The 12,578-nt window shown below is 37.0% G+C and carries 9 protein-coding genes and 1 pseudogene; 6 read left to right on the forward strand and 4 right to left on the reverse strand.

What is annotated here, in order from left to right:
- Positions 1-149: 149 nt before the first annotated feature.
- On the reverse strand, positions 150-2,255 hold the full coding sequence (locus tag IPM92_14015) for a tetratricopeptide repeat protein (GenBank protein MBK9109448.1): 2,106 nt from the start codon (positions 2,253-2,255) through the stop codon (positions 150-152).
- A 228-nt stretch (positions 2,256-2,483) separates the two neighbouring features.
- On the opposite strand from IPM92_14015, the pseudogene IPM92_14020 reads away from it, so the two are divergent.
- The 5 genes and pseudogenes from IPM92_14020 to clpB all read left to right on the forward strand — a co-directional run bounded on the left by IPM92_14020 (position 2,484) and on the right by clpB (position 8,969).
- Positions 2,484-3,657 (forward strand): annotated as a pseudogene (locus IPM92_14020) (homogentisate 1,2-dioxygenase).
- Positions 3,658-3,696: 39 nt separating this feature from the next.
- A complete protein-coding gene (hppD, locus tag IPM92_14025) occupies positions 3,697-4,848 on the forward strand; it encodes a 4-hydroxyphenylpyruvate dioxygenase (protein MBK9109449.1) in 1,152 nt (383 codons plus the stop codon).
- 2 nt (positions 4,849-4,850) lie between these two features.
- Entirely contained in the window at positions 4,851-5,306 is a 456-nt protein-coding gene (locus IPM92_14030; protein MBK9109450.1) for a 6-carboxytetrahydropterin synthase, read from the forward strand.
- 323 nt (positions 5,307-5,629) lie between these two features.
- Positions 5,630-6,070, forward strand: a complete 441-nt coding sequence (locus tag IPM92_14035) for a nuclear transport factor 2 family protein (GenBank protein ID MBK9109451.1) — start codon at positions 5,630-5,632, stop codon at positions 6,068-6,070.
- 175 nt (positions 6,071-6,245) lie between these two features.
- Positions 6,246-8,969 carry an ATP-dependent chaperone ClpB gene (gene clpB / locus IPM92_14040; protein MBK9109452.1) on the forward strand — a complete coding sequence of 908 codons (2,724 nt, stop codon included), beginning with the start codon at positions 6,246-6,248 and terminating at the stop codon, positions 8,967-8,969.
- Positions 8,970-8,995: 26 nt separating this feature from the next.
- Here clpB and IPM92_14045 read toward each other — a convergent pair whose 3' ends face one another.
- The 3 genes from IPM92_14045 to IPM92_14055 form a co-directional block, all read right to left on the reverse strand.
- Positions 8,996-9,529: a GDYXXLXY domain-containing protein gene (locus IPM92_14045; protein MBK9109453.1), complete on the reverse strand. Its 534-nt coding sequence runs from the start codon at positions 9,527-9,529 to the stop codon at positions 8,996-8,998.
- Between the two features lie 10 nt (positions 9,530-9,539).
- Positions 9,540-10,826, reverse strand: a complete 1,287-nt coding sequence (locus IPM92_14050) for a DUF2157 domain-containing protein (GenBank protein ID MBK9109454.1) — start codon at positions 10,824-10,826, stop codon at positions 9,540-9,542.
- Positions 10,827-10,900: 74 nt separating this feature from the next.
- Positions 10,901-11,566 carry a formate/nitrite transporter family protein gene (locus IPM92_14055; protein ID MBK9109455.1) on the reverse strand — a complete coding sequence of 222 codons (666 nt, stop codon included), beginning with the start codon at positions 11,564-11,566 and terminating at the stop codon, positions 10,901-10,903.
- Between the two features lie 111 nt (positions 11,567-11,677).
- Here IPM92_14055 and IPM92_14060 point away from each other — a divergent pair, with 111 nt between their 5' ends.
- Positions 11,678-12,571 (forward strand): YitT family protein, encoded by an 894-nt coding sequence (locus IPM92_14060; GenBank protein ID MBK9109456.1) that lies wholly within the window; start codon positions 11,678-11,680, stop codon positions 12,569-12,571.
- The last annotated feature ends 7 nt before the right edge of the window (positions 12,572-12,578 follow it).

Genomic DNA, 12,578 nt, shown 5'->3' on the forward strand with positions numbered 1-12,578 from the left:
AAAAGACTCCATCACATGAAAGTGGGTAAAAGTGGATTAGGAAGTTAGTATTACAGGAATAAGGGGAAAGTTAGGATTTTAGATTTTGGAGGAAAGAATCTCTGGAAAGTTCAAATATTATAACAATGATAGGATTAAACTTGTAGCCATTAAGCAAACAGCTTACCTGTAAAAAGAATTTGAGTCCCCTTCCCGAGAACTGAAGTAATTTGAACGGAACCCCCAATGGCTTGCATGCGCCTTTCCATATTTCTCAAACCGTTGCCGGAACCCTGAAGACTGCCTTCTTCAAATCCAATCCCATTGTCTTTAAGGCTCAATTGAAAAATATAATTTTCACAACTAAAATGTACATCAAGTTTACTGGCCTTACTGTATTTGAAAGTATTATGCAAGGCTTCTTTAAACACGAGAAAAATATTTCGCCTTAATTCCGGGTTGATTGGCAACTCGGGTATAGGATCCGGAAATTGGATATTGCAAGTAATTTGCGAATCTTCGAAAAATTTATTTAAAAAAGAACGCATATAGGTTAGCAAGCTTGGTAGGTTATCGCGTTCAGGGTTGGTTGACCAGATGATTTCGCCCAATTTGATGACTGCTTCTCTTGAAAAATTATTAATTCGGTCGATGAGGCTGGAGTCTGAAGTATTTGCGGACTTGGCTTTCAAGGTTTCTGCAAGCCAGGAAATTTTTGTGAGGCCAGAACTAATGTCATCGTGAATGTCTTGAGAGATTTTACTTCTGAGAAAAGCGTTTTCCTTTTGTTTTTCGGTAAAGATCAATTGTTCCTGAGTTTGCTTTAAAGTTACAAGCGTAGAAGTGAGATCGTCATTTTTTGATGCAAGTTCGGCATTGGTAGCTCCAATTTGAGCATTTAACTTTTCAAGAACAAGATTTGATTTTTTCTGATTTTTGAAGTTGCGATAAATGAATAATAAAGAGATAGCCATAAGTGCCAAGCCGATTAAAAAGTAAAGGCGTTCATTTCGCTTTTTCTCAACGGCTAATTTATCCAATTCAATTTGTTTGTCTTTAAGTGCCACTTCTCTTTCTGTGATTAATTTTTGAATTTGTTTTTTGCTTTCAATGTTGTTGAGAGAATCTTTAGCAGCAACGTATTTTTTAAAAACGGGATATGCTTTTTCCTTTTGATCAGTCCGATTGTACAATTCAGTAAGTACGTTTGTAAAATATTTAATGGATTCTAGATCTTGTATCTCTTCTGCAATAGAAATCGATTGTGAAAATAACTGTATTGCTTTTTCAAGGTGTTCAGATTTTTTTCCGGGCAGGATGCTTATTATGGAATCCTGTTGATCATAATGAAGGTAACTTTTATAATGGCAAATACCAATATTACCAATACTTAAAATCATTCCGTTTGTGTATTCAATTTCTTTAAACACCTGATGTGCTTTTTTCAATAATTGATAAGCTTTTAAATAATCCTTTTTACCAATTATTAATGTAGACAGGTTTGAAAGATTCCTGGCTAAACCGTCTTTTACACCAAGCGATTCATAAATTTGTATCGCTTTTTCAAACACCTTTACTGCTAATTCTATATTCCCTTTATCATTAAAAATATTTCCTAAATTGCCATAGACGAGAGCAATGCCGGAAGAGTCTTTTGTTTCCTGGTATAATTGCAGAGCAATAGAATCAAAGCGTAAGGCTTCATCCAGTGAATTCTGAATCATATAAATATTTCCTATTCCGGAAAATGTATTAGCGAGTCCGCTTTTGTAATTTAATTTTTCGAAAACCGGTAAAGCTTTAAACTGATAGGCCAGAGCAGTTGAATATTCTCCCAGGAAATAATAAAGATTACCAAGGTTTCCATATATATCGGCAAGTCCTTTTTCGTGATTTGCTTTTTGATAATAATCAATGGCTTTCAGGTAATTACTTATCGCCTTATCAAAAACAGATAACATCATTAAATGGCTTGCCATGCTATTGGCTGCATCACCGGATTGTTTATTTGCGTTAATTTTTTCAGCGAGAGCCAAAGCCTCTTCTGCTAATTCAAGACCTTTTTTGGTTTGAATACCAATAAGAGCGAAGGAAGCGGAATTGAGTAAATCTATTTTAAGTATTGGATTGTCTGTAGTAGCCGCTAACTGAAGGACAGAATCAATCTTGCGGATCCCGGTGTCCTGAGCAGATAAGGTATAATTTTGAAAGACCAGAAAGACACCGGTGTAAAAACACAGATAAAAGAAATAGTTTTTTGGAATGAAGAATTGCATAAAGTTATAGGATCTAATGTTTTAGCAGAAGTCTAAACAAGCTTGATAAAGATACACATTTGTTTTAAATGAAAGAATTTTGAAAGGATGGAAAACTATAAGATTAGGATAATTTGATCTTTATATGAATCTACCTGACCGTGACATGATGAATATCAAGTCATGAAATGATGCTTGTCACTAAAAGCTAAACTTATGCTTGTTTGTTTTGCCTGATAATGTAGTTGTATGTCTGTGTATCATAAAATGGGTACGATTCCACTTAAAAGGCACGTGGTGTTTCGCCAGAAAACGGGTGCTTTGTACCATGAAGAGTTGTTTGGAACGGAAGGCTTTTCCTCTACTTCGTCATTGGTTTATCATTTAAGACCGCCAACCCGGGTTCGGCAAATCGGGCAAGCCTGGTCAATAAGACCTGAAATAGCGATTGAAGATAATTTGCAGGCTTTGAGTTTTCAGGGATTTCATTTAGAACCCCAATCAGATTATTTAAAGAGCAGGACCAGCCTTTTTATAAATGAGCATCTGGAAGTTAGTCTTGCCGCGCCTTCAGCGTCTATGGATTCCTATTTTTTTAAAAATGCGGATGCAGATGAAATGATATTTGTTCATCAGGGTTCAGGCATTTTGAGCAGCACTTATGGAACAGTTGAATTTGAATATGGCGATTATTTAGTGATTCCACGAGGTACTGTTTATACTATAGAATTTAAAACACAGCAAAATAGATTATTAATTGTAGAATCGAAGGGGCCTATCAGAACGCCGTCGCGTTACAGAAATAATCTCGGGCAATATCTTGAGCATTCCTCCTTTTTGTGAAAGGGATTTTAAATTGCCGCAAGGGCTTCGGACCATTGATGAAGAAGGAGAATTTCATTTACGCATCAAAAAACGCGGTCTTATTTATCCATTTGTTTATGCCAATCATCCGTTTGATGTGGTAGGCTGGGATGGTTACAATTATCCGTATGGATTTTCAATTTTCAATTTCGAACCCATCACGGGAAGGATACATATGCCACCGCCCATACATCAACAATTTGAAGCGCCGGGTTTTGTCATCTGCTCCTTTGTACCCAGACTCTACGATTATCATCCGGACGCAATACCCGCACCGTATCACCACAGCAATATAGATTCTGATGAGATTTTGTATTATGTAGATGGGGATTTTATGAGTCGGAATAATATCCAAAAAGGACAACTTACTTTACATCCGGCAGGCATACCACATGGGCCACATCCGGGTGCTATTGAGCGAAGCATTGGAAAAAAAGAAACGAAAGAATTGGCAGTGATGATCGACCCTTTTAGTCCGGTTAAAATAACCAAAGCGGCGCTGCAATTGGAAGTAAAAGATTATTATAAATCCTGGTTGGAAGAACCAATTCATGTTTAATATGAAATTTTATTTGTTGTTCATTTTAAAATGAAAATTATGAAAGATCTAACAACAGTAAAGAATTACAATTATTCAGGGGAAAAAATATTTGAAAAGGCAAAAGATTTTCTCCCAATAAACGGGACAGATTTTGTGGAGTTTTATGTTGGTAATGCCAAACAAGCGGCACATTATTATCAAACGGCCTTTGGATTTCAGGCACTGGCATATTCGGGTTTGGAAACAGGCAATAAAGATCGAACCTCATATGTACTGAGCCAGGGTAAAATCAGATTGGTACTCACCACGCCATTTGATCCAGACAGTGAAATTTCACACCACATTCGCGTGCATGGCGATGGTGTGAAATATATAGCACTTTGGGTAGATGATGCAAGAAAAGCATATGATGAAACAGTATCAAGGGGAGCAAAAGCATTTCTGGAACCCGTTAGAGTTGCCGATGAATCAGGAGAAATCGTAAAATCAGGAATACATACTTATGGGGATACGGTTCATTTATTTATTGAGCGCAAAAATTATAAAGGACTTTTTCTGCCGGGTTATAAGCCCTGGAACCCGGATTATAAGCCAGGAGAGACAGGATTAAAATACATCGATCACATGGTAGGTAATGTCGAGTTGGGTGGTATGAATTTATGGGCAAAATTTTATGAAGAAGTTATGGGGTTTGCAAACCTGGTCACCTTTGACGATAAAGATATCTCTACCCAGTACACAGCTTTGATGAGTAAGGTTATGACCAATGGCAATGGAAGGATTAAGTTTCCAATAAACGAACCGGCGAAAGGGCTCAAGAAATCTCAAATTGAAGAATATCTGGATTTTTATAAAGGCCCGGGTTGTCAACACATTGCTGTAGCAACAGATGATATTAGGTTTACGGTAGCAGAAATGAGAAAACGAGGAGTTGAATTTTTGTATGTACCCGGCAATTACTACAATACCGTTTTGGAACGCGTAGGGCAGATTGAAGAAGATCTTCAGGAATTGCAAAAATTAGGAATCATGGTTGACCGCGATGAAGATGGTTATTTATTGCAAATTTTTACAAGGCCTGTAGAAGACAGACCAACCTTGTTTTTTGAGATCATCCAACGCAAAGGTGCGAAATCTTTTGGGAAAGGCAATTTCAAAGCCTTGTTTGAAAGCATTGAGGAAGAGCAGCGAAGAAGAGGTACTCTTTAAGCATGGACAATATCAGAATAACGCGGCGATTTGTATTTGATATGGCTCATGCATTGTGGGAATACGATGGTCCCTGCAGAAACATCCATGGCCATAGTTATAAATTATTTGTGACGCTCCTGGGAAAACCCAAAACCCACAAAGGACATCCTAAAGATGGAATGGTTTATGATTTTTCAGATTTAAAAAAAATGGTTGATCAATACATTTTGTCAGAATTTGATCATGCCTTGGTTTTATCTGAACAGGAAAACACTCATTTGGTGGAGACCTTATCAAAGCGATACGAGCGCATTGTAATTTTCCCTGTTCAACCGAGTTGTGAAAATTTGTTACTTCATTTTAGGGATATTTTACAAAAGCAGCTACCGGTACATTTAAAATTAATTGCCCTTCGACTGGATGAAACAATTAACTCGTATGCTGAATGGAAGCTGGAGGATCAAGGGGTGCATTGAATCGAAAATCAGAGAGAGTATTTGTTATTATTGGACTTTTCTTCGCCACGAAGGCACAAAGGGCCACAAAGTATATAATCACCGGATTTATAATTTAAGTAAAAAAAATTTCTGTTTGGAATCAGGCTTAAAGCTCGTTGATTTTGGCTTTTAAGCCACAAAGACTTTCAAGGTTTTTACTGAGAAAAGTAAAGATCCGAGACATATGAATTATACAGAAAGTTATAAATAGATTTTTCAAATTCTTTTCATTTGGTTTTAGTTTACTTTAGATGGATGCTAAATGAACTGTAAGTATTATTTTTAAGGATTACTTGACTTTTATGAAAAAGAAACTTTTTTTTAATTCTGTTTTCATCATTCTATTCATTCGTGGAATTGTTTTTGGACAGAATAGTATTGACGTTTCAAGTAGCGTTTTAAAACTCCACGATGCGCTAGTATCTATGGATACCATTATTCTACATCAAGTGCTCGATGATCAAATGACTTATGGGCATTCGAACGGATGGATTGAGAGCAAGGCAGAATTGATCCTTAATAACTTTACTCGAAAAATGATTTACCAATCTATTACAGAAGACAGTATCTCCATTCAAATAACAGGAACAACGGCGATTGCAAGGTTTAATGCTGTCATCAAAGGAAACGTAGGTGAGAAATCCTTTCACTTGAAATTGCACATATGTCAAACCTGGATCTTAAGGGATGATTCCTGGAAGTTATTGGCCAGGCAGGCAGTAAAACTTGAATTGCCCGGGTAACAGCAATTGTTTGGGAATTAAGAAAAACATTTATCTCCACTTGAGTAGTATTTGTATAGGTCAAATTGTCAGAAAACAGACATTTTCTCATTGAAATTTATATTAAACAAGACAGCCTGTCATAATTTTTAAATTGGTTACTAATTTGTGCTATGATTGAACATAAAATAATAATATGACCTACGAGAACTTTACCATTAAAGCGCAGGACGCCATACTCAAAGCACAACAAATTGCAGCCGGACTCGATCAACAGATTGTAGACACCAGCCATTTGGCAAAAGCCATCATGGAGACTGACGAAAAACTGATTGATTTTTTATTTGAAAAAATGGGCGCCTCCATTCAAAAAATCAAATTTGAACTGGATACGGAGATGCGAAAGATTCCACGCATCATGGATGCGCAAAAGCAATATTTGTCTAATGAGGCCAACAATATTTTATTACAGGCAAAGACGATCAGTAAAGAATTTGGCGATGATTATATTTCATTGGATTCCATGCTCATGGCCTTATTAAAGGGATCCGACAGCACTGCAAAAATTCTGAAGGCAAATAAAATTACAGCTGAAGGTCTCAAACAAGCCATTTTGGATTTGAGAAAAGGTAAAAAAGTTACAGATACAGGTAGTGATGAATCATTTAATGCTCTAAATAAATATGCCGTAAATATTAATGCAGCAGCAGAGAGTGGAAAACTCGATCCAATTGTTGGAAGAGATGAAGAGATTAGAAGGATCCTTCACATATTGAGCAGACGGAAGAAAAACAATCCGATATTAATTGGAGAAGCAGGAGTCGGCAAAACAGCAATTGTAGAAGGAATTGCCTGGAGAATTGTAAAAAGCGATGTGCCAGAAAATCTCAAGGATAAAAAGATCTTTTCACTTGATATTTCAGCTTTAATAGCTGGCGCAAAATACAAAGGTGAATTCGAAGAAAGATTAAAAGCAGTTATTAAAGAAGTTATTGAGTCGAATGGAAAAATCATCTTGTTCATCGATGAGATCCATACATTAATAGGCGCAGGCGGCGGACAGGGAGCCATCGATGCCGCAAATATTTTAAAGCCGGCATTGGCCAGGGGAGAACTTCATACGATTGGCGCAACAACACTTGATGAGTATCAAAAGTATTTTGAAAACGACAAAGCCCTTGTTCGAAGATTTCAAACGGTGATCATTGACGAACCTTCTGTAGAAGATACCATTTCCATTTTAAGGGGTATACAGGACAAATATGAAGTTTATCATAAAATAGCCATTAACGATGAAGCATTGATTGCGGCTGCAGAATTATCGCATAGATATATAACAGAAAGGCAATTGCCGGACAAGGCCATCGACCTCATCGATGAAGCTGCAGCAAAACTGCGACTGGAGCTTGACAGTGTGCCTGACGAGATTGACGAAATGGAGCGCAAGGTAAAGCAGTTGGAGATCGAACGCGAAGCTGTAAAACGCGAGCAGGATGTAAAAAAAGTCGGCGTCATCGAAGGTCTGCTGGCCAATGCAAAGGAAAAACTCGAATCCCTGCGTGCTAGTTGGCAGGCTGAAAAAGAAATCGTAGATCAGATTCAAGGCATCAAAAAACGCATGGATGAAATCGGAATGGATGCTGACAAGGCCGAAAGAGAAAGTGATTTCGGTAAAGTTGCGAAACTTAAGTATGGAGATTTAAAAGAGCAGGAACAATTATTAAAGGATGCAGAAGAGAAGTTGAAAGATTTACCAGAGGGTACTCGCTTTACATCGGATGTAGTAACTGAAAATGATATAGCGGCCGTTGTGAGTAAATGGACGGGAATTCCGCTAAGCAAAATGATGCAAAGTGAGAAACAGAAATTACTCCAGCTCGAAGAAGAGTTGGCAAAAAGGGTGATTGGTCAAAAGGAAGCCGTTACCGCTGTTGCCGATGCTGTGCGCAGGTCAAGATCGGGATTACAGGATCCCAATAAACCTATAGGTTCCTTTATTTTTCTGGGACCTACAGGCGTTGGTAAAACCGAATTGGCTAAAGCGCTTGCAGAAGTTTTGTTTGATGACGAACGTGCCATGACCCGAATCGATATGAGTGAATACATGGAATCACATGCAGTATCCAAGTTGGTTGGAGCTCCTCCGGGATATGTGGGCTATGATGAAGGAGGACAGTTAACGGAAGCCGTTAGAAGAAAGCCCTATTCTATTATTTTGTTGGATGAAATTGAAAAAGCACATCCGGATACATTTAATATTTTATTGCAGGTCTTGGATGATGGCCGACTTACTGATAGTAAAGGTCGAGTAGCGAACTTTAAAAATACCATTATTATCATGACCAGCAATATGGGCTCGGAACTCATATTGGAAAATTTTGAAGACCTGGAAGCCGTTGGAGAAAAACACCGCATTGAAATTTTGGAAACAACGAAAATCGAAGTGTTCGAAAAACTCAAACAAAATTTAAGGCCGGAGTTTCTCAACAGGATTGATGATAAAATTATGTTTTTGCCTTTGACCAAAGATGAAATTAAACAAATCGCAGGCTTACAACTGAAAGCATTAAAATCAACTTTGTCGGATCAAGGAATCCAATTGGAATTAAGCGAAAAGGCTTTAGGACTCCTTGCAGACCTGGGTTACGAACCACAATTTGGAGCAAGACCTTTAAAACGCGTTATTCAAAAGGAACTGGTAAATGAATTGGCCAAATGGATGTTATCAGGCGAATTGGGAAAAGAGGCTAGCATCAAAATTGATACGGATGCAAAGGGATTTACCTTTAATGGAAAATCGTTGAATTCGGTTGAAAAAGGTTTGACCGAACGGGAGAAAAAATTAAAAGAGTTGGATCAAGCAACCAAAGAAGTCGAAGATGCCGCGAAAAAACTGAAACCCAATCCTGAAAACAATTAAGCATAAAGGAAAAGAGTAAAATGGAATTACAAATTGAGGATAGAACCACCATCAATTAAAATATCTTTAATGGCAGCTTTCCCTGAATGAATTCGGATGATGGACTGAACAGACTGCGCACTTTCTGTTCGGGTTCGCAAATTTTTCATAGCTTCGTTAGATAATCGAGATTCTTCTAGAAAGAATTTTTCAAAAGGATATTCCAGATATACCCGGCAAATATCTTCTTTCTGAGTAAATTTAATTTTAGCTTCTACAAAATTTGGAGTAAATTCTGGCTTTGATTTAAACAAGCTATCAATCACAGCATATCCGGAAGAATCTGTTTTAAAGACAACAAAAACAGTTTCACCATTTTGCCAAATGCTATCATGTTCAACCGGAAATTTATCCTGTTCGTAGGAGAGTCGAATATATTTTCCGCTCAGCGTTGCATCGGGATATTCAAGCTTTGCTTTTAAGCGGTATTCTTTTCCTTGAGCGTGTATTTTTTCATTATCCAGTATCATTTTAACCGGAATTGCAATTTGAATCAACGCTAATATGATGAACGAAGGCAAAATATAAGATTTAAGATTCATGGTCTTTTTTAGATTTTAACATTCGATAATTAATAATAAAAAAGCCAAGCCCAATACAAACAAAAAGGACTCCGCGAAGAACAAAACTAAGATCTGAATCAAAAAATCTGCAGATCACCAATCCGGAGATGATGAATAGTCCAGAGTTTAATTCCGAAAGATTGTGCTTTTTTAATCCCTGCAAGATGATTAATAAGCCGATCAAAAAGCAAAGTAAGTTGATAGACAAAATGGATAAAGAGGAACTGAAGCCCAGGAAAAATATAGGTATAAATACCAGATAAACAAATTGTAAAGCTTGGAATTTAGTTAGGATTCCGGTTTTTAATTGAAATAACTGTAACGCCATTGTAAGAAGGCTAATGATGATTGCAAAAAGAAATTCGGGAGTATGCATCCATGAGCTCCATGGAATTATTTTATCTATTAGCGTATTCCAAAAACCATCAAAGCTTAAAATCCACAATAGGATGACAGTTCCAATAGATCCAATATAGGAATATCCATTCTGGATGGGCACTTTGCTATTAAAATAATTCGATTGCCCAACTGCAAGGAAAGCTGCTAAAAGACTGAAGTAAATGATGAAAACATATTCGCCATTATCACGTGCTAAGGTCACAGGCATAAACAGCAAGGATAAAGGGATGGCCCAATGAATCAGCGTTAGTAAAATGTGATCTTGATTTTTTCTGATATTTTGGAAATAATAAGGTAGGACGAATGCCAATAGCAGCAGATATATAAATGCTTTTGTAATTTGTTCGGATTGAACAGAATAATCGATTAAATATGCGGTGATGCCTATTATAAACAGTAACATTGTAACCGAAGATCGCATGAGGTATACAAGGGGCAATGTAAGTAATGACCAAACTAAAATAAATTGTTTGAAATCACCTGAGATATGGTAAATCTGACTGATTAAAGAAATACAAGAACCCAAGGCGAGACTTAAAAATGCAGCAGAACATTCACGCCATACGGCATTGTCGGATTTGCGAAGTAAGGTAAATAAACAAAGTGTCTGTGAAGCCAAAAGTAAAAGGAAAGCCAAGGATGTTTTTGAAATTTTCGATAAAGAATCCCAGTTGTGAGCCAGTATTAATAAAATGCCAGTACCCACTAGCAAAGCGCCCAGAATTCCAAAAATTAAAACAAGTTTGTTTGAAGGCTTTTGGTTTTTTTGATCGTAATAGCTGGTAATCCGTTCAGCGATTTCATGAGATATCACATTTTCCTGTACGAGTTCAGAGAGATCTTTTAGTATGCGCATTGTTTGATGATATAGCGTATTAAAGGTATAACGGGAAACTCCCAATCTAAATATTTTTCTCCTAAATATTTCGATCAAATGGTTTTTTCCATCGGTAAATGATGTAATATACCAGGGCAACTAGTTGCAGCAACAAATGCGGAGACAGGAAATACGATAACCACAACTTTGTCGATGATAGATCTGCCAGCCTGGCACATCCAAACAGCGAGGCACACGAGTACATTGCACAACATTCCGCTAAAAAAGGCATGAGAAAAAGACAAATTGCATTTTGATTGTGCAATGATCAGATATTGTTCTGAGACTCCATTATTATTCATGGACGCGTGGTTCGAAAAAAAGACGAGAAGTGCTACACTGAAAGCGCCTAAGAAGTTTGCTATAAAGACGATAGACCAATTTCTAAAAACTTCAAACATGCTAATTTTACCGTCAGCCCAGGCCATCACCAGAAGATTATTACCGGTAAATAATTCTGCTCCTGCTACCACCACAAGTAGAAGCCCTAATGAAAAAACGAAACCACCCAACAAACGGGATATTCCAAAGCTAATCGCATGATCAGAGAATATGATCGTGCTGTACATAGCCCCAAGGGCAATAAACCCACCAGCCAACAATCCTAGCATCAAAAGTGAAATCATCGGCAACCTTGCTTTTACAAGACCAATATTTTCAATTCTATCTGCAACTTCTCCTGGAGAAAATGCATCAAATCCGTAAATTTCAGTTTTCATTTTTAAAAATAATCTCAGTATAAGCTAATGTAATATTTTTTTTTGAGACTCCGAAATATTATGGTTTAATATTTCTATTAATTCATATCAATTGCTTATCATTGCTATTGTATGCACAAAGGGCCTGTTAGAGATATTATCGAATGGAAGAAAATATTTTCTCCACATGCATTACTATTTACAATACTTGGAGTAATTCTGGCGACGATTGCTTTTAAAGGATTTATGATTCCAAACCGTTTCCTGGACGGAGGAATTACTGGATTATCTATTCTAATTCATGAGTTGTTTCATTTCAACATTGGGCTAGCCTTGTTTTTTCTCAATTTGCCTTTTGTATATATTGGCTATAGAAAAATCGGAAAAACCTTTGCCATACAGACACTGATTGCAATTTCTCTTTTGGTATTTGCCATACAATTTGTGGAGATAAATCCCATTACGCACGATAAAGTATTGATCGCTGTATTTGGAGGTTTTTTTATTGGTTTGGGTATTGGGCTTGTTATCAAAGCAGGGGGTGTCATTGATGGAATGGAAGTGCTGGCAGATTATACCAATAAGAAGTTTGGTTTTTCTACCAGTGAGTGGGTCATGTTATTTAATTCTGCTATTATCATCATTGCTGCATGCAATTTCGGTTTGGAAACGGGCATGTATTCCATCCTGACTTATTTCACAGCTATGAAAACAGTGGATTATGTCGTCGATGGATTCGAAGAATATACAGCCCTCACTATAATTTCTTCAAAAGAGGACGAGATTAAGTCAATGATTGTAAATGATTTTAATAAAGCCATTTCTGTTTATAAGGGAGAACGCGGTTATTTACCAGGAAGTTTTGATATTAAACACGATTGTGAAATTATTGTAACCATCGTTACCAGGTTAGAAATCCACCGCATACAGATCGCTATTAATGAAATTGACCCGAAAGCATTTATTTATATTACAAGTATCAAAGAAGTGTCCGGCGGCATCATAAAACAAAAAGTAAATCGATAATTTTTAT

The organism is Saprospiraceae bacterium (assembly GCA_016719615.1).
Classification (GTDB): Bacteria; Bacteroidota; Bacteroidia; order Chitinophagales; family Saprospiraceae; genus Vicinibacter.

Coding starts and splice junctions, on each gene's coding strand:
- IPM92_14015 (MBK9109448.1), bottom strand. CDS start 2,255: ATGCAATTCTTCATTCCAAAAAACTATTTCTTTTATCTGTGTTTTTAC.
- hppD (MBK9109449.1), top strand. CDS start 3,697: ATGAAAGATCTAACAACAGTAAAGAATTACAATTATTCAGGGGAAAAA.
- IPM92_14030 (MBK9109450.1), top strand. CDS start 4,851: ATGGACAATATCAGAATAACGCGGCGATTTGTATTTGATATGGCTCAT.
- IPM92_14035 (MBK9109451.1), top strand. CDS start 5,630: ATGAAAAAGAAACTTTTTTTTAATTCTGTTTTCATCATTCTATTCATT.
- clpB (MBK9109452.1), top strand. CDS start 6,246: ATGACCTACGAGAACTTTACCATTAAAGCGCAGGACGCCATACTCAAA.
- IPM92_14050 (MBK9109454.1), bottom strand. CDS start 10,826: ATGCGCATACTAAAAGATCTCTCTGAACTCGTACAGGAAAATGTGATA.
- IPM92_14055 (MBK9109455.1), bottom strand. CDS start 11,566: ATGAAAACTGAAATTTACGGATTTGATGCATTTTCTCCAGGAGAAGTT.
- IPM92_14060 (MBK9109456.1), top strand. CDS start 11,678: ATGCACAAAGGGCCTGTTAGAGATATTATCGAATGGAAGAAAATATTT.